This is a genomic window from Pantoea sp. SJZ147, assembly GCF_007828605.1.
Lineage (GTDB): Bacteria > Pseudomonadota > Gammaproteobacteria > Enterobacterales > Enterobacteriaceae > Pantoea > Pantoea allii.
The window spans coordinates 100,688-118,038 of sequence record NZ_VIVB01000002.1; the positions used below are offsets into that span (position 1 = coordinate 100,688).

15 protein-coding genes and 2 tRNA genes are annotated in these 17,351 nt (G+C 54.0%); 15 read left to right on the top strand and 2 right to left on the bottom strand.

Annotated elements, in window-relative coordinates:
- Nucleotides 1-14 precede the first annotated feature (14 nt).
- The 15 genes from folP (at nucleotide 15) to FBY13_RS03285 (ending at nucleotide 15,243) form a co-directional block, all read left to right on the top strand.
- Nucleotides 15-848, top strand: a complete 834-nt coding sequence (gene folP, locus FBY13_RS03215) for a dihydropteroate synthase (protein WP_063878155.1) — start codon at nucleotides 15-17, stop codon at nucleotides 846-848.
- A 6-nt stretch (nucleotides 849-854) separates the two neighbouring features.
- Nucleotides 855-2,189 carry a phosphoglucosamine mutase gene (gene glmM, locus FBY13_RS03220; RefSeq protein WP_063878156.1) on the top strand — a complete coding sequence of 445 codons (1,335 nt, stop codon included), beginning with the start codon at nucleotides 855-857 and terminating at the stop codon, nucleotides 2,187-2,189.
- 218 nt (nucleotides 2,190-2,407) lie between these two features.
- Entirely contained in the window at nucleotides 2,408-2,743 is a 336-nt protein-coding gene (gene secG, locus FBY13_RS03225; RefSeq protein WP_063878157.1) for a preprotein translocase subunit SecG, read from the top strand.
- Nucleotides 2,744-2,799: 56 nt separating this feature from the next.
- A tRNA-Leu gene (locus FBY13_RS03230) sits at nucleotides 2,800-2,886 on the top strand.
- A gap of 59 nt (nucleotides 2,887-2,945) precedes the next feature.
- Nucleotides 2,946-3,022 (top strand) — tRNA-Met (locus tag FBY13_RS03235).
- Between the two features lie 211 nt (nucleotides 3,023-3,233).
- Entirely contained in the window at nucleotides 3,234-3,686 is a 453-nt protein-coding gene (gene rimP / locus FBY13_RS03240) for a ribosome maturation factor RimP (RefSeq protein WP_006121761.1), read from the top strand.
- A gap of 24 nt (nucleotides 3,687-3,710) precedes the next feature.
- A complete protein-coding gene (gene nusA / locus FBY13_RS03245) occupies nucleotides 3,711-5,198 on the top strand; it encodes a transcription termination factor NusA (RefSeq protein ID WP_063878158.1) in 1,488 nt (495 codons plus the stop codon).
- 17 nt (nucleotides 5,199-5,215) lie between these two features.
- Nucleotides 5,216-7,900 (top strand): translation initiation factor IF-2, encoded by a 2,685-nt coding sequence (gene infB / locus FBY13_RS03250; RefSeq protein WP_063878159.1) that lies wholly within the window; start codon nucleotides 5,216-5,218, stop codon nucleotides 7,898-7,900.
- 66 nt (nucleotides 7,901-7,966) lie between these two features.
- Nucleotides 7,967-8,374 (top strand): 30S ribosome-binding factor RbfA, encoded by a 408-nt coding sequence (gene rbfA, locus FBY13_RS03255; RefSeq protein ID WP_063878160.1) that lies wholly within the window; start codon nucleotides 7,967-7,969, stop codon nucleotides 8,372-8,374.
- On the top strand, nucleotides 8,374-9,318 hold the full coding sequence (gene truB / locus FBY13_RS03260; protein ID WP_145393454.1) for a tRNA pseudouridine(55) synthase TruB: 945 nt from the start codon (nucleotides 8,374-8,376) through the stop codon (nucleotides 9,316-9,318). Before rbfA ends, truB begins: the two co-directional genes overlap by 1 nt.
- A 123-nt stretch (nucleotides 9,319-9,441) precedes the next feature.
- Nucleotides 9,442-9,711, top strand: coding sequence for a 30S ribosomal protein S15 (rpsO, locus tag FBY13_RS03265; protein ID WP_006121766.1), 270 nt, complete (start codon nucleotides 9,442-9,444; stop codon nucleotides 9,709-9,711).
- 306 nt (nucleotides 9,712-10,017) lie between these two features.
- Nucleotides 10,018-12,147, top strand: a complete 2,130-nt coding sequence (pnp, locus tag FBY13_RS03270) for a polyribonucleotide nucleotidyltransferase (protein ID WP_096011465.1) — start codon at nucleotides 10,018-10,020, stop codon at nucleotides 12,145-12,147.
- Between the two features lie 129 nt (nucleotides 12,148-12,276).
- Entirely contained in the window at nucleotides 12,277-13,161 is an 885-nt protein-coding gene (gene nlpI, locus FBY13_RS03275; protein ID WP_063878163.1) for a lipoprotein NlpI, read from the top strand.
- 110 nt (nucleotides 13,162-13,271) lie between these two features.
- Entirely contained in the window at nucleotides 13,272-13,346 is a 75-nt protein-coding gene (yrbN, locus tag FBY13_RS23870) for a protein YrbN (protein WP_226374622.1), read from the top strand.
- On the top strand, nucleotides 13,339-15,243 hold the full coding sequence (locus tag FBY13_RS03285; RefSeq protein ID WP_063878164.1) for a DEAD/DEAH family ATP-dependent RNA helicase: 1,905 nt from the start codon (nucleotides 13,339-13,341) through the stop codon (nucleotides 15,241-15,243). The genes yrbN and FBY13_RS03285 overlap by 8 nt, the downstream gene beginning before the upstream one ends.
- A gap of 91 nt (nucleotides 15,244-15,334) precedes the next feature.
- On the opposite strand, the gene FBY13_RS03290 is transcribed toward FBY13_RS03285, so the two are convergent.
- Both FBY13_RS03290 and FBY13_RS03295 read right to left on the bottom strand, forming a co-directional pair.
- Complete coding sequence (locus FBY13_RS03290; RefSeq protein ID WP_063878165.1) at nucleotides 15,335-16,345, bottom strand: luciferase-like monooxygenase; 1,011 nt, start codon at nucleotides 16,343-16,345, stop codon at nucleotides 15,335-15,337.
- Between the two features lie 112 nt (nucleotides 16,346-16,457).
- The gene (locus FBY13_RS03295) at nucleotides 16,458-17,342 is read right to left on the bottom strand and encodes a U32 family peptidase (protein ID WP_063878166.1); all 885 of its coding nucleotides are present in this window, start codon (nucleotides 17,340-17,342) and stop codon (nucleotides 16,458-16,460) included.
- Nucleotides 17,343-17,351: the final 9 nt, after the last annotated feature.

Here is a 17,351-nt window from a genome sequence, read left to right on the forward strand (position 1 = left end):
AGGAGTTTTTCACCATGAAATTGTTCGCCCGTGATTCCCATCTCGATTTGTCATTTCCACATGTGATGGGCATTCTGAATGTCACGCCGGACTCTTTTTCCGATGGTGGTAAACATAACGCGCTGGTCGACGCGCTCACGCATACCAATGAAATGGTCAATGCCGGCGCAACCATTATTGACGTCGGTGGCGAATCCACGCGTCCCGGCGCGGATGAGGTCAGTGTTGACGAGGAGCTTGAGCGGGTGATCCCGGTGGTCGAAGCGATCGCTCAACGTTTTGAAGTGTGGATTTCGGTCGACACGTCTAAGGCTGAGGTCATCACGGAAGCCGCCAGAGTGGGCGCTCACATTATCAATGATGTTCGCTCTTTATCCGAGCCGGGGGCGCTGGCCGCCGCCGCCGCGACAGGCTTGCCTGTGTGCCTGATGCACATGAAGGGCGAGCCACGAACCATGCAGCAGGCACCGGCTTATCAGAATATCGTCAACGACGTGGATGCGTTCTTCGTCGAGCAACTGGCCCGCTGCGAGGCGGCCGGAATAAAAAAAGAGAATCTGCTGCTCGACCCGGGCTTCGGATTCGGTAAGAATCTCAGCCACAATTATGAGCTGTTGGCCCGTCTCAGCGATTTCCACCATTTTGGTCGGCCATTGCTGGTTGGTATGTCGCGTAAGTCGATGATTGGTCAACTGCTGAACGTGGGGCCAGGTCAGCGTCTGACCGGCAGCCTTGCCTGTGCAGTTATTGCCGCCATGCAGGGGGCACACATTATTCGCGTTCACGATGTGAAAGAAACGGTCGAAGCGATGCGCGTGGTCGAAGCGACACAAAGAGCTAAAGGATGACAGAGCATGAGTAATCGTAAATATTTTGGTACAGATGGGATTCGCGGCAAAGTGGGTGAGTCACCTATCACCCCTGATTTTGTTCTGAAACTTGGTTGGGCCGCAGGGAAAGTTCTGGCACGCCACGGTTCGAAAAAAATTATTATAGGTAAAGATACGCGTATTTCGGGCTATATGCTGGAATCTGCGCTGGAAGCTGGCCTGGCTGCGGCAGGCTTATCTGCTGCGTTTACCGGCCCGATGCCGACGCCTGCCATTGCCTATCTGACCCGAACGTTCCGTGCCGAAGCCGGTATCGTGATTTCAGCCTCTCATAATCCGTTTGATGATAACGGCATTAAGTTCTTCTCTGCCGAAGGCACCAAGTTGCCTGACGATGTGGAAGAAGCGATTGAGCTGGAAATGGAAAAGCCGCTGACCTGTGTTGAATCAGCCCTGCTGGGCCGCGCCAGTCGTATCGTGGATGCCGCCGGACGTTACATTGAATTTTGTAAAGGCACCTTCCCCAGCGAGCTCAGCCTGAATGGCCTGAAAATTGTGGTGGACTGCGCTAACGGCGCAACCTATCACATCGCACCTAACGTACTGCGTGAACTTGGCGCAACGGTGATTGCGATCGGTGTGCAGCCTGACGGCATGAACATCAATAAAGCGTGTGGCGCGACCGATCTGAAAATGCTGCAACAGCGTGTACTGGCTGAGAAAGCAGACATTGGTCTGGCTTACGATGGTGACGGCGATCGCATTATGATGGTTGACCATCTCGGCGAGAAAGTGGATGGCGATCAGATTCTGTATATCATTGCCCGCGAAGGTCTGCGCCAGGGGCAGTTGCGCGGCGGTGTCGTGGGAACGCTGATGAGCAACATGGGGCTGGAACTGGCCCTGAAGCAGCTGGGCATTCCCTTTGTGCGTGCCAAAGTGGGCGACCGCTATGTGCTCGAAAAACTCCAGGAAAAAGGCTGGCGGCTGGGCGCTGAAAACTCAGGCCACGTGATTCTGCTGGATAAAATCGCCACCGGCGACGGCATTGTGGCAAGTTTGCAAGTGCTCACTGCTATGGTACGTAATCATATGAGCCTGCATGACCTGTGCACCGGAATGAAGATGCTGCCTCAGGTGCTGGTCAATGTGCGCTTTGCCGGTGAGCACGATCCCCTGGAAAGCGATGCCGTAAAAGCGGTAGCGCAGGACGTAGAAAAAGCGCTGGCTGGAAAAGGGCGCGTACTGCTGCGTAAATCCGGTACCGAACCTTTAATCCGCGTGATGGTAGAAGGCGAGGATGCCGCCCAGGTGACGGCACTGGCTAACCAGATTGCCGATGCGGTCAAAGCCGTCTGACGCGCGTGACAGGCAGGCGCAGCAGCCTGTTCCTGCCTGTAAAATCATCGCACTGGCGCTTTTTTCTGCAATCAGCCTGTGACAGCTAAATTGCACTTGCAGAGGTATGCGCCATTGGTTAGTATTCACACCCGCTTCTGATGGGTGATGAACACACTCCCCGTCATATTGGTTGAAGCTTTAACTGTGCGGATTACGCGCAAGGAAACAGGTTGATTATGTACGAAGCTCTGTTAGTTGTTTTCCTTATTGTAGCAATTGGCCTTGTGGGTCTTATTATGCTGCAGCAAGGCAAAGGCGCTGATATGGGAGCATCATTTGGTGCAGGCGCGTCTGGCACGCTGTTTGGTTCAAACGGGTCGGGTAACTTTATGACTCGCATGACCGCAGTTCTGGCTACGCTGTTTTTCGTCATCAGCTTGATTCTGGGTAACCTGAACAGCAATAAGATCTCCAAAGGAAGCGAGTGGGAAAACCTCACTGCGCCAGCTCAGTCTCAACAGCAGACTCAGCCAGCTAAACCGGCTACGCCGGGCAATGATATCCCGCACTAATAGCAGTAAAATAGCGTCAAACTAAAGCGGCAGAACAGCGTCGCAGTCAGTGCAGTACCGAGGTGGTGAAATTGGTAGACACGCTACCTTGAGGTGGTAGTGCTCGAAAGGGCTTACGGGTTCAAGTCCCGTCCTCGGTACCAAATCTTAGTATTACTTGCATTTTATGCATGTTCGGCGTAATATTCGCCACGTTTTCGGACGCGGGGTGGAGCAGCCTGGTAGCTCGTCGGGCTCATAACCCGAAGGTCGTCGGTTCAAATCCGGCCCCCGCAACCACTTTCCCTTAGAGTTCTTTTTCAAATATACTGTGTGCATCGACGGGCGCATAAGCAGCGAATTTTGAAAAAAATTCTTTTGGATGGGCGTCCGGGCCGCAATGCGGCATACAGGGTCCAGTGATAAAAAGCCCCGAATATTCGGGGTTTTTTGTTATTAGCGAATCGTAATACTGGGCTATAGGCCCTTTTTTTATGTCTTGGGGGTGGGCTTGTCCACATTAGAGCAAAAATTGACAGAGTTGGTATCTGCTCCGGTAGAAGCGCTCGGCTACGAACTGGTCGGAATTGAATTCGTTCGTGGTCGCACATCAACCCTGCGCATCTATATTGATAGTGAAGATGGCATCAATGTTGACGATTGCGCGGACGTCAGCCACCAGGTGAGTGCGGTGATGGATGTGGAAGATCCCATCACGGTGCCTTACCACCTTGAAGTGTCCTCACCGGGGCTCGATCGTCCTCTGTTCACTGCAGAACATTATGCACGCTTTACCGGCGATGAGGTGAGCCTGGTGCTGCGTATGGCCGTTCAAAACCGCCGTAAATGGCAGGGAATCATCAAGTCTGTTGAGGGTGAGATGATAACGGTAAACGTTGAGGGTAACGACGAGGTGTTCGCGCTGAGTAATATTCAGAAAGCGAACCTGGTCCCCCACTTTTAAAAGTCCGGATTGAGGCCAACCAGGATGAACAAAGAGATCTTAGCTGTTGTAGAAGCCGTTTCTAACGAAAAAGCCCTGCCGCGTGAGAAAATCTTCGAAGCGCTGGAGAGCGCGCTGGCGACTGCGACCAAGAAAAAGTACGAGCAGGAAATTGACGTACGCGTCAGCATCGACCGTAAAAGCGGCGACTTCGATACCTTCCGCCGTTGGGAGATCGTCGATCAGGTTACGCAGCCAACGCGCGAGATCACGCTGGATGCGGCTCGCTACGAAGACGAGTCTCTCAATCTGGGCGAATACGTAGAAGACCAGATTGAATCCGTAACGTTTGACCGTATCACGACCCAGACGGCGAAGCAGGTTATCGTACAAAAAGTACGTGAAGCCGAGCGTGCAATGGTGGTGGATCAGTTCCGCGAGCAGGAAGGCGAAATCATCACCGGTGTGGTGAAGAAAGTGAACCGTGACAACATCTCGCTGGACCTGGGCAACAATGCTGAAGCCGTGATCCTGCGTGAAGACATGCTGCCACGCGAAAACTTTCGCCCAGGCGACCGTATTCGCGGTGTACTGTATGCAGTACGTCCTGAAGCCCGTGGTGCGCAGCTGTTTGTGACGCGCTCTAAACCTGAAATGCTGATCGAACTGTTCCGCATTGAGGTGCCAGAAATTGGCGAAGAAGTGCTTGAAATTAAAGCCGCGGCCCGCGATCCGGGTTCACGTGCAAAAATTGCAGTAAAAACCAACGATAAGCGTATCGATCCGGTCGGTGCCTGCGTCGGCATGCGCGGTGCGCGTGTTCAGGCTGTGTCCAGTGAGCTGGGCGGCGAGCGTATCGATATCGTGCTGTGGGACGATAACCCAGCACAGTTTGTTATTAACGCCATGGCCCCGGCTGATGTGGCGTCAATCGTGGTTGATGAAGATAACCACACGATGGATATCGCTGTTGAGGCTGGCAATCTGGCCCAGGCGATCGGCCGTAATGGCCAAAACGTGCGTCTGGCTTCACAGCTGAGTGGCTGGGAGCTGAACGTGATGACCGTCGATGATCTGCAGGCTAAGCATCAGGCTGAAGCCCATGCAGCAATCGATATGTTCACGAAGCATCTCGACATCGACGAAGAGTTCGCCACCATTCTGGTGGAAGAGGGCTTCTCAACGTTGGAAGAAATGGCCTATGTGCCTATCAACGAGCTGTTGGAAATTGACGGCCTCGACGAAGAGACCATTGAAGCCCTACGTGAACGAGCAAAAAATGCGTTAACCACCCTGGCACTGGCAAAAGAAGAGAGCCTTGGTAATCAGGAACCCGCTGAAGACCTCTTGAATCTTGAGGGTCTGGATCGTGCACTGGCTTTCCGCCTGGCATCCAAAGGCGTTTGCACGCTGGAAGATCTCGCAGAGCAAGGTGTTGACGATCTGACGGATATTGAAGGGCTGACTGATGAGCAAGCTGGCGCGCTGATTATGGCCGCACGCAATATCTGCTGGTTCGGCGATGACGCGTAATAACAGGAAGGAACAGCATGACAGATGTAACCGTAAAATCGCTGGCAGCAGAAATTCAGACCTCGGTCGATCGCCTGGTACAGCAGTTTGCTGATGCGGGGATCCCAAAGTCTGAAAATGATGCGGTGACCCAGCACGAGAAAGAAACCTTACTGTCTCACCTGAAGCATGGTCAGGCCGGTTCAGGCAAACTGACATTGCAGCGCAAAACGCGTAGCACCTTGAATATTCCTGGCACCGGGGGTAAAAGTAAGTCGGTGCAAATCGAAGTCCGCAAAAAGCGTACGTACGTAAAAGGCGATGCAGAGTCTGAGCAAGCTCAGGCAGAAGCAGAAGCCGAGGCGCAGCGTGAAGCGGAAGAGCAGGCGCAACGCGAGGCCGCTGAACAAGCGCGTCGTGAAGCGGAACAGAAAGCGCAACGTGAAGCCGAAGAGAAAGCCAGGCGCGAAGCCGCTGAAAAGGCTAAGCGTGCAGCAGCGGAAAATGAGAAAGTGACTAATCAACCTACCGACGAAGTGACCAAGGCCGCGCAGTCCGATAAAGCACGTCGTGAAGCCGAAGCCGCCGAACTGAAGCGTAAAGCGGAAGAAGAAGCGCGCCGTAAGCTGGAAGAGGCTGCCCGCCTCGCTGCGGAAGAAGCCCGCCGTTTAGCCGTAGAAAAAGCGGCTGAATGGGAAAAGCCTGAAGAAGAGGACAAGGGCGACTATCACGTCACCACCTCTACGCATGCCCGCCAGGCCGAAGACGAGAACGATCGTCAGGTGGAAGCCGGCCGTGCCCGCACGCGCAGTGCAAAAGCCGCGCGTCCGGTTAAAAAAGGCAACAAACATTCAGAAGCCAAAACTGACCGTGAAGAAGCGCGTGCGCAGGTTCGCGGCGGTAAAGGCGGCAAGCATCGCAAACCAAGCGCACTGCAGCAGGGCTTTAACAAGCCAGCGCAGGCGGTTAACCGTGATGTCATCATTGGCGAAACCATCACCGTTGCCGAACTGGCTAACAAAATGGCCGTCAAAGGTTCACTGGTCATCAAAGCGATGATGAAGATGGGCGCTATGGCGACCATCAATCAGGTTATCGACCAGGAAACCGCACAGCTGGTTGCCGAAGAAATGGGCCACAAAGTGACCCTTCGTCGCGAAAACGAGCTGGAAGAAGCGGTAATGGACGATCGTGATACCGATGCCGCACAGGAATCTCGTGCGCCGGTCGTGACCATCATGGGCCACGTTGACCACGGTAAAACCTCGCTGCTGGACTATATCCGCTCCACCAAAATCGCCTCTGGCGAAGCGGGCGGTATTACGCAGCACATCGGTGCCTATCACGTCGAAACTGATAACGGCATGGTGACCTTCCTGGATACGCCGGGCCACGCCGCGTTTACCGCAATGCGTGCCCGTGGTGCGCAGGCAACGGATATCGTTATCCTGGTCGTGGCTGCGGACGATGGCGTTATGCCACAGACCGTTGAAGCTATTCAGCACGCCAAAGCGGCGAAAGTGCCGGTGGTGGTTGCAGTCAACAAGTGCGATAAGCCAGAAGCCGATCCGGATCGTGTTAAAAACGAGCTGACTCAGTACGGGATCATCCCGGAAGAGTGGGGCGGCGAAAACATGTTCGTTAACGTCTCTGCGAAAGCCGGTACCGGTATTGACGATCTGTTGAACGCTATCCTGCTGCAGGCAGAAGTGCTTGAGCTGACCGCTATCCGTGAAGGTATGGCGAGCGGTGTGGTCATTGAATCGTTCCTCGACAAAGGTCGTGGTCCGGTTGCTACCGTGCTGGTACGCGAAGGTACGTTGAACAAAGGCGACATCGTTCTGTGCGGCTTCGAATACGGCCGTGTCCGTGCGATGCGTGACGAACTGGGTCGTGAAGTAATGGAAGCGGGTCCGTCTATCCCGGTTGAGATCCTTGGCCTGTCAGGTGTACCGGCAGCGGGTGATGAAGCGACCGTGGTTCGTGACGAGAAGAAAGCACGTGAAGTGGCTTTGTATCGTCAGGGCAAATTCCGTGAAGTTAAGCTGGCTCGTCAGCAGAAATCTAAGCTGGAAAACATGTTTGCGAACATGACCGAAGGCGAAGTATCCGAACTGAACATCGTGCTCAAAGCGGACGTTCAGGGTTCTGTGGAAGCGATCTCCGACTCCCTGCTGAAACTCTCCACCGACGAAGTGAAGGTGAAGATTGTGGGTTCAGGCGTAGGTGGAATCACCGAAACCGACGCCACGCTGGCAGCAGCATCCAACGCCATCCTGCTGGGCTTCAACGTCCGTGCTGACGCCTCTGCGCGCCGCGTAGTTGATGCGGAAAGCCTGGATCTGCGTTACTACTCCGTCATCTATAACCTGATTGACGAAGTGAAAGCGGCGATGAGCGGTATGCTGGCACCAGAGTACAAACAGCAGATCATCGGTCTGGCTGAAGTGCGCGACGTGTTCAAATCACCGAAATTTGGTGCCGTGGCAGGTTGTATGGTGACGGAAGGTAACATCAAACGTCATAACCCAATCCGTGTACTGCGCGATAACGTGGTGATTTACGAAGGCGAACTGGAATCACTGCGTCGCTTTAAAGATGACGTCAACGAAGTGCGTAACGGCATGGAGTGTGGTATCGGCGTGAAGAACTATAATGACGTTCGTGTCGGCGATATGATCGAAGTCTTCGAAGTGATTGAAGTTAAACGCACCATCGCTTAAGTCCTGGCGTTGATGATGCAATTTGGGAGGCCGCTGGCCTCCCGAATTATTTGGGAGAAATAAAAAATGGCGAAAGAATTTGGCCGTCCGCAGCGTGTCTCGCAAGAGCTGCAAAAAGAGGTTGCCATGATCCTGCAGCGTGAGATTAAAGATCCACGTCTTGGCATGATGGTCACCGTTTCTGGCGTTGAGGTATCACGTGACCTCGCATACGCCAAAGTGTTTGTCACCTTCCTCAATGATAAAGATGAAGAAGCCGTACAAAATGGCCTGAAAGCGTTAAAAGAAGCCTCTGGTTATATCCGCACGCTGTTGGGTAAAGCCATGCGCCTGCGTATCGTGCCGGAGCTGACCTTCTTCTACGACAACTCGCTGGTTGAAGGCATGCGCATGTCAAACCTCGTCACCAACGTGGTGAAAAAAGACGTTGAGCGTCGTGGTCCTGAGTCCACGGACGATAACGAGGAGGCGTAATGAGTCGTCCTCGTCGTCGCGGTCGCGACGTCCATGGCGTGTTATTGCTGGATAAGCCACAAGGGATGTCATCCAATGATGTCCTGCAAAAGGTAAAGCGCATTTTTAACGCTAACCGTGCAGGACATACCGGGGCGCTCGATCCGCTGGCAACCGGCATGTTGCCTATCTGCCTGGGCGAAGCCACCAAATTTTCTCAGTATCTGCTGGACTCCGATAAGCGTTATCGCGTGATTGCCCGTCTGGGTGAGCGCACCGATACCTCGGATGCTGACGGTAACCTGGTGCAAACCCGTCCGGTGGACTTTACCCAGGCCGCGCTGGATACGGCGCTGGAGGGTTTTCGCGGTGATATCATGCAGGTGCCTTCGATGTTTTCTGCATTGAAACATCAGGGCAGAAAACTGTACGAATACGCGCGCGAAGGCATCACCATTGAGCGTGAGCCGCGTCCGATTACCGTTTATGACCTGCAGTTTATTCGCTGGCAGGGCGATGAGCTGGAACTGGAAATCCACTGTTCCAAAGGTACCTACATCCGCACCATTATTGACGATTTGGGCGAGAAGCTGGGCTGCGGTGCGCACGTCATCATGCTGCGCCGTATGCAGGTGGCACGCTATCCGTTTGAGAGAATGGTGACGCTGGAACAGTTGCAGGCGCTACAGCACAACGCTAACGAGACGGGTGAGGATCTGGCGCAGCATCTTGATCCGCTGCTTTTGCCAATGGACAGCCCCGCGTCAGATTTCCCGGCGGTAAACGTGTCCTCTGATGTGGCCGCATACTTTAAACAGGGCCAACCGGTTCACGCCAGTCAGGCACCGGCTCACGGCCTCGTGCGCGTCACCGAAGGTGAAGAGGGCAAATTTATCGGCATGGCAGAAATTGCCGAGGATGGCCGCATTGCTCCCCGACGTTTAGTGGTTGAGTATCAGAATTAAGTTGTGCGCTTTCCGCGTTGGGCATTTGCGTTGCCCTGAAGCGAAGAGTAGAATGGCGCGGCTTTAAAGCGGGATGCTGAATTAGAGATCGGCGCCCATACATTCATTTAACTGGAGTTTATTATGTCTCTAAGCGTAGAAGCTAAAGCAGAGATCGTTGCTAAATATGGTCGTGGTGCTAACGACAGCGGTTCAACCGAAGTTCAGGTTGCCCTGTTGACCGCGCAGATCAGCCATCTGCAGGGTCACTTCTCTGAGCACAAGAAAGACCACCACAGCCGCCGCGGTCTGCTGCGCATGGTATCTCAGCGTCGTAAGCTGCTGGACTACCTGAAGCGTAAAGACGTTGCACGCTACAGCAGCCTGATTGAAAGTCTCGGTCTGCGTCGCTAGTCTTAAAATCGGGTCGTCAGGGATGCCACTCACGTGTGCTAAAAACCCGACTGGCGATCAGATTTGTGCGAGTTTCATGAAAAGGGGGCCTTTATGGCCCCTTTTTTCGAGCAATGCGCAGCAATCCTGAGCAAACTCATGTATTGTTGTTGGGTGTGATCTTTGTTTGCAGAGGTTCGCGCGGCTAATGAGAGGCTTTTACCGCAGGGGCGGTTAAGGGTTGTCATTAGTCGCGAGGATGCAACGAGGATCGGTAATCAATGGCAGGCTCAATATAGCACTGCCCCGATGTTAAGGACTTTGATTTTGCTTAATCCGATCGTACGCAAATTCCAATATGGTCAACATACCGTCACGCTGGAAACCGGCATGATGGCTCGCCAGGCGACTGCCGCTGTTATGGTGAGCATGGACGATACCGCAGTATTTGTCACCGTGGTTGGTCAGAAAAAAGCCAAACCAGGCCAGGACTTTTTCCCACTGACCGTGAACTATCAGGAGCGTACTTACGCTGCTGGTCGTATCCCAGGCAGCTTCTTCCGTCGTGAAGGTCGTCCAAGCGAAGGCGAAACCCTGATTTCACGTCTGATCGACCGTCCTGTGCGTCCACTGTTCCCGGAAGGTTTCGTTAACGAAGTGCAGGTTATCGCCACGGTTGTGTCGGTAAACCCACAGGTTCACCCAGACATCGTTGCCATGATCGGTGCCTCTGCAGCGCTGGCGCTGTCAGGCCTTCCGTTCAACGGCCCAATCGGTGCAGCGCGCGTTGGTTATATCAATGACCAGTACGTACTGAACCCAACCGCGGATGAGCTGAAAACCTCACGTCTGGATCTGGTTGTTGCCGGTACGCAGAACGCCGTTCTGATGGTGGAATCTGAAGCAGAAATCCTGTCTGAAGAACAAATGTTGGGCGCAGTGGTGTTCGGCCACGATCAACAGCAGATTGTGATTGAAAACATCAATTCACTGGTCGCCGAAGCGGGCAAACCGCGTTGGGACTGGCAGCCAGAGCAGGCGAATACTGCACTGATTTCACGCGTTGCGGCGCTTGCCGAAACACGTATCAGCGATGCGTACCGTATCACTGACAAGCAAGAACGTTATGCTCAGGTTGGCGTCATTAAAGACGAAACCATTGCTGCGTTGCTGGCGGAAGATGAATCACTGGATGCGGCCGAAATCGGCGACATCGTTCACAGCCTGGAAAAGACGGTTGTCCGTACCCGCATTCTGAACGGCGAGCCACGTATCGATGGTCGTGAGAAAGACATGATCCGTGGTCTGGACGTGCGCACCGGCGTGCTGCCGCGTACTCACGGTTCAGCCCTGTTCACCCGTGGTGAAACGCAGGCGCTGGTTACTGCTACGCTGGGTACGACCCGCGATGCGCAGAATCTGGATGAGCTGATGGGCGAACGTACCGACAGCTTCCTGTTCCACTACAACTTCCCTCCGTACTCTGTCGGTGAGACCGGTATGGTAGGTTCGCCTAAGCGTCGTGAAATTGGTCACGGTCGTCTGGCGAAACGCGGCGTGCTGGCTGTGATGCCAAAAGCCGAAGATTTCCCGTATACCGTTCGCGTGGTTTCTGAAATCACCGAATCTAACGGTTCTTCTTCTATGGCCTCGGTCTGTGGTGCCTCTCTGGCGCTGATGGATGCAGGTGTGCCAATCAAGGCATCTGTTGCGGGTATCGCGATGGGCCTGGTAAAAGAAGACGACAAGTTTGTTGTCCTGTCCGACATCCTGGGTGACGAAGACCACCTGGGCGATATGGACTTTAAAGTCGCCGGTAGCCGTGAAGGTATCACCGCGCTGCAGATGGACATTAAAATCGAAGGCATCACCCGCGAAATCATGCAGGTTGCGCTGAACCAGGCCAAAGGTGCACGTCTGCATATTCTGGGCGTCATGGAGCAGGCTATCAGCACCCCGCGTCAGGAAATTTCTGAGTTCGCGCCACGTATTTACACCATCAAGATCAGCTCAGACAAGATCAAAGATGTGATTGGTAAAGGCGGTTCCGTGATCCGTGCGCTGACCGAAGAAACCGGTACAACCATCGAAATCGAAGATGACGGTACCGTGAAAATCGCAGCGACCGACGGTCTGAAAGCGAAAGAAGCTATTCGCCGTATCGAAGAAATCACCGCAGAAATCGAAGTGGGCCGTGTCTATAGCGGTAAAGTCACTCGCATCGTAGACTTCGGTGCCTTCGTCGCTATCGGCGGCGGTAAAGAAGGTCTGGTGCATATTTCTCAAATCGCAGACAAGCGTGTTGAGAAAGTGACTGACTATCTGCAGATGGGTCAGGAAGTGCCGGTTAAGGTGATGGAAGTCGATCGCCAGGGCCGTGTACGTCTGAGCATCAAAGAAGCGACAGAAACCAAGCCTGAAGCTGTTGCAGCTGAGAGCACACCTGACGCTGAATAAGTCTTTCCTGATTTGCCTCTCCTTGCCTGGCAGGGAGAGGCTTTTGTGTCATCGCGAGGGCGGGAATCCTTGTGCACAGCAGGCGGATAACAGGATGGTTGTCCCAATGTTTGTATTCGGGAGTGGGAAATGAAGCCTTTTTTGCGCTGGTGTTTTGTTGCGACAGCTTTGACGCTGGCAGGATGCAGCAACTCCAATTGGCGTAAGAACGAAGTTCTTGCAGTACCTTTACAGCCCACACTGCAACAGGAAGTGATTCTGGCTCGCATGGAACAAATTCTTGCCAGTCGAGCCCTTACCGATGATGAACGCGCACAGCTGTTATATGAGCGCGGAGTGTTGTATGATAGTTTGGGTCTTAGGGCATTAGCGCGGAACGATTTTTCGCAAGCGCTGTCTATAAGACCAGATATGCCAGAGGTGTTTAACTATCTTGGTATATACTTAACGCAGGCGGGCAACTTTGATGCCGCCTATGAAGCGTTTGATTCTGTACTTGAGCTTGATCCAACTTACAACTATGCGCATTTAAATCGTGGTATCGCCCTCTATTACGGCGGTCGATACAAGTTAGCGCAAGATGATCTGCTGGCGTTTTATCAAGACGATCCTAACGATCCTTTCCGCAGCTTGTGGCTCTACCTTGTCGAAAGCAAGATGGATGCAGACAAAGCGAAAGTGGCGCTCAAGCAGCGTTACGACAAAGCGGTCAAGGACCAATGGGGATGGAATATTGTCGAGTTCTACCTTGGCGACATCAGCGAAGCAACACTGATGGAACGTCTCAAGGCGGACGCAACGGATAACACCTCGCTCGCTGAACATCTCAGTGAAACCAACTTCTATTTAGGTAAGTATTACCTAAGTCTGGGGGAGAAGGACAACGCAGAAGCGTTGTTCAAACTGGCGGTCGCCAACAACGTTAATAACTTTGTTGAACACCGATACGCATTGTTGGAACTGGCGCAACTCGGCCAGGCACAAGACGATTTATCAGAATCTGACCAGCAATAGCTGACGAACTTTTTTGCCTGTAAAACCTGTCAAGTCATCATCTTCAGGGATGAAGGCTTTTCTGTTCGTCAAAACTTCTAATTTGAGCCGGTTCACACTTTTTGATGAAAATGACTGAAAGTTTTCACGACGAGTTATGTAGACTGGCCGCCGCAATCAACGAGGCACGTGTACTACATGACTGATATTCAAACCACTTTTGCTGACCTTGGCCTGAACGCCGAACTCCTTGAATCACTGAATGGCATGGGCTATGTAAAGCCATCCCCAATCCAGGCTGAGTGTATTCCTCACCTGCTGGCGGGCCGTGACGTGTTAGGTATGGCGCAGACCGGGAGTGGTAAAACCGCAGCGTTCTCGCTGCCGCTGTTACATAACATCGACCCAACTGTTAAAGCACCGCAAATTTTGGTGCTGGCACCGACCCGCGAACTGGCGGTGCAGGTTGCTGAAGCTGTTACCGAATTCTCTAAACATATGCGCGGTCTGAACGTGGTTGCCCTTTACGGCGGCCAGCGTTATGACGTGCAGCTGCGCGCACTGCGCCAGGGACCACAGGTTGTCGTGGGTACGCCAGGCCGCCTGCTGGACCACCTGAAACGTGGCACCTTAGATTTGTCTAACCTGCGTGGTCTGGTTCTGGACGAAGCAGATGAAATGTTACGCATGGGCTTCATCGAAGACGTTGAAACTATCATGGCGCAGATCCCAGAAGGTCATCAGACCGCACTGTTCTCTGCCACTATGCCAGAAGCGATTCGTCGTATTACCAAGCGTTTCATGAAAGATCCGCAGGAAGTTCGCATCCAGTCAAGTCTGACAACCCGCCCGGATATCAGCCAGAGCTACTGGACTGCCCACGGCCGTAAAACTGATGCGCTGGTTCGCTTCCTTGAAGCAGAAGACTTTGATGCGGCGATCATTTTCGTGCGTACTAAAAATGCAACGCTGGAAGTCGCTGAAGCGCTGGAGCGTAGCGGTTACAACAGTGCGGCACTGAATGGCGATATGAACCAGGCACTGCGTGAGCAGACGCTGGAGCGCCTGAAAGATGGTCGTCTGGATATCCTGATTGCTACCGACGTTGCGGCCCGTGGCCTGGACGTTGAGCGTATCAGCCTGGTTGTTAACTACGATATTCCGATGGACTCAGAATCATACGTTCACCGTATCGGCCGTACCGGTCGTGCAGGTCGTGCCGGTCGCGCACTGCTGTTCGTAGAGAACCGCGAGCGTCGTCTGCTGCGTAATATCGAACGCACCATGAAGCTGACTATTCCAGAAGTTGAGCTGCCAAATGCAGAACTGCTGGGTCAGCGTCGTCTGGCTAAGTTTGCTGCGAAAGTTCAGCAGCAACTGGAAAGCAGCGATCTGGAGCAGTACCGTGCGCTGCTGGCTAAGATGCAGCCTGAAGAAGAGCTGGATATCGAAACCCTGGCTGCGGCTCTGCTGAAAATGGCACAGGGTGAGCGTCCGCTGATCGTTCCTGCTGATGCACCACGTCCAGCGCGTCGTGAATTCCGTGAGCGTGACGATCGTCGTGAGAGCCGTGATTCACGTGAAGCACGTGGCCCACGCGAAAACCGTGAGGGCGGCGACCGTCCACGTCGCGAGCGTCGTGACGTTGGCGATATGCAGCTGTACCGTATTGAAGTGGGCCGTGATGACGGTGTTGAAGTTCGTCATATCGTGGGCGCTATTGCTAACGAAGGCGATATCAGCAGCCGTTACATCGGTAACATCAAACTGTTCGGTACGCACTCCACCATCGAGCTGCCGAAAGGCATGCCTGGCGATGTGCTGCAGCACTTTACCCGTACACGTATTCTGAACAAGCCGATGAATATGCAGTTACTGGGTGATGCTCAGCCGCATGAAGGTGGCCGTGGCGAACGTCGTCCGGGTGCCGGTGCTGGCGAGCGTCGTGGCGGTGCTGCGCGTCCTGAAGGTCAGGGCCCGCGTCGCTTCTCTTCTGAGCGCCGTGAAGGCGGTCGTGATGGTGCACGCCCTTTCAATCGTGAAGGCGGTCGTGGTCCACGTCGTGAAGACGGTGCTGCTGCACCACGTCGTCGTGACGCGTAAGCGAGCTTATTCGGTGTAATAAAAAGGGAAGCCTACGGGCTTCCCTTTTTTTTGTCTTGTCGTTGACCCATCACAGGATCACCGCCGCTGGCTACAGGCTGCTGGCAGCTTCCATGGCCAGCTTAAACGAATGCAGGCGCGCTTCGGTGTCGTAAATTTGCCCGTTAACCATCACCTCATTTGCCTGAGTTTCACGCAGCAGTGAAGCCAGACCATGCCGCACCTTATCCACATCGCCAACCAGAGACATGCTCAGCGCCTGCTGCACGCCATACTGTTCTGACGGCGACCACAGGCTGTCCATATTCTGTACCGGTGCAGGCAGCGGACCCGGTTTACCACGACGCAGGTTAATAAATTGCTGCTGCATGGAGGTAAACAGAAAACGCGCTTCACTTTCGGTGTCAGCGGCAACAATGTTTATGCACACCGTGGCGTACGGCTCGGCAAGGCGCGCGGAAGGCTTGAAGTTCTCACGATAGACGTGCAGGGCCTGGAACAGCTGGTCCGGCGCAAAGTGTGAGGCAAAGGCAAACGGTAGTCCCATTTTGGCCGAGAGCTGAGCGCTATAAAGGCTGGAACCTAACAGCCACACCGGAATTTTCATTCCTAAGCCGGGAACCGGCTGCACCGGCGGCTGCGCACCTGCTTCCGCATCAAACCAGTCGATCAGCTCGGCAACATCGTCCGGGAAGGTATCGGCATGAATGCCCGACAGATGACGACGCAGTGCCAGCATCGTGCGCTGGTCCGAACCCGGTGCACGGCCTAATCCCAGATCGATACGATCGGGATACAGCGAAGCCAGGGTACCAAACTGCTCTGCAATCATCAGCGGTGAGTGATTAGGCAACATAATGCCACCAGAACCCAGACGTAGCGTGGTGGTGTTGGCGGCCAGATAGCCAATCAGCACGGCGGTGGCCGCACTGGCAATGCCAGTCATATTGTGGTGCTCGGCGAGCCAGTAACGTTCAAACCCCAGTTTTTCTGCCTGACGCGCCAACGCGAGTGAATTATGGAAAGCATCACGTGGCGTCGCGCCCTGCGGAACAGGGGCAAGATCCAGAACGGAAAGGCGAACGTTTTTTTTATCAGACATGGGTACTCCAGAGTGTATAGCGCAGGTGTCAGACCCTGCACCATCAAGTATTGCGTAACATCCGCCATATTAAAACTTTTTACACTCTCAGTATGTTGCCTGTATGTGCCTTTCAGTCGGTGGTCAGTAAAACCATCCCCGCCAGCTTGCGCCAGTAGCCGTTACAATCCCGATTTTTCTCCAGATCCAGCGGGGCCTGGCCTTCCTCGTTTTGGCGAAACCGGTCAATAAGACTTAAGGTTTGCGTGTCCTGAGGCGACAGCCGCACGATATCCACCCAGTTGCGCATGCCCACCAGATCGTTCCCCAGGTTATAGCAGTAACCGCTCATGGTCTGGATACCGTTTAAGACGAAGACCTGCTGTTGCTCCTGCGACAGGACCTTGCGGCCGTTAGGGTAATGAATGCAGCAGGTTTCGCAGTCATCTTTGGCGCGATTCTCCGAGCGAGCCGTAAAGCAGCGAGCCGACAGCGCCAGTGGCAGATGGCCATAGCCCAGCACTTCCACCTCGAACTGCTGGCGTATGCCTTTGGTTTCGCACTGCTGTAGCAGTTGCACCAGCCAGTCGCGTGGCATTTCAACCGGCAAACACCAGCGCGTCATTCCCTCTTTCACCAGAAGCTGCAGCGTATCAGCGTTATACACATTCAGCGTGGGGCCCGCGACAAAGGGCAGCTTGCGTTCGGCTGCCATGTTGACGGTGCCAACGTCGTTGGCCTCAATAATAAACTCGCCATTTTCAACATAGCGCTGCAGCTCTTTGAGCTCAGAAGGGGATTGCAGCAAAGCCAGCGTACTGATGACCACCTGCTTACCACTGGCTGACAGCTCACGCGCCAGGCTCATCCAGGCAGCAAAGGGCGTCGCACGCCGCTTGCTGCAGACCGTTTCCCCAAGATAGATGATATCGGCGCTGCTGCTGGCGGCGAGTTGATAAAAGTGTTCCAGCGTGGCGGTTGGCCAGTACCATAGCACTGGCCCAAGGGCGTATTTCATGGGTTTTCC

What these genes read in the sequence shown, in the direction of transcription:
- folP (WP_063878155.1), top strand. Translation starts at nt 15, where the DNA reads ATGAAATTGTTCGCCCGTGATTCCCATCTCGATTTGTCATTTCCACAT.
- glmM (WP_063878156.1), top strand. Translation starts at nt 855, where the DNA reads ATGAGTAATCGTAAATATTTTGGTACAGATGGGATTCGCGGCAAAGTG.
- secG (WP_063878157.1), top strand. Translation starts at nt 2,408, where the DNA reads ATGTACGAAGCTCTGTTAGTTGTTTTCCTTATTGTAGCAATTGGCCTT.
- nusA (WP_063878158.1), top strand. Translation starts at nt 3,711, where the DNA reads ATGAACAAAGAGATCTTAGCTGTTGTAGAAGCCGTTTCTAACGAAAAA.
- infB (WP_063878159.1), top strand. Translation starts at nt 5,216, where the DNA reads ATGACAGATGTAACCGTAAAATCGCTGGCAGCAGAAATTCAGACCTCG.
- rbfA (WP_063878160.1), top strand. Translation starts at nt 7,967, where the DNA reads ATGGCGAAAGAATTTGGCCGTCCGCAGCGTGTCTCGCAAGAGCTGCAA.
- truB (WP_145393454.1), top strand. Translation starts at nt 8,374, where the DNA reads ATGAGTCGTCCTCGTCGTCGCGGTCGCGACGTCCATGGCGTGTTATTG.
- rpsO (WP_006121766.1), top strand. Translation starts at nt 9,442, where the DNA reads ATGTCTCTAAGCGTAGAAGCTAAAGCAGAGATCGTTGCTAAATATGGT.
- nlpI (WP_063878163.1), top strand. Translation starts at nt 12,277, where the DNA reads ATGAAGCCTTTTTTGCGCTGGTGTTTTGTTGCGACAGCTTTGACGCTG.
- FBY13_RS03285 (WP_063878164.1), top strand. Translation starts at nt 13,339, where the DNA reads ATGACTGATATTCAAACCACTTTTGCTGACCTTGGCCTGAACGCCGAA.
- FBY13_RS03290 (WP_063878165.1), bottom strand. Translation starts at nt 16,345, where the DNA reads ATGTCTGATAAAAAAAACGTTCGCCTTTCCGTTCTGGATCTTGCCCCT.
- FBY13_RS03295 (WP_063878166.1), bottom strand. Translation starts at nt 17,342, where the DNA reads ATGAAATACGCCCTTGGGCCAGTGCTATGGTACTGGCCAACCGCCACG.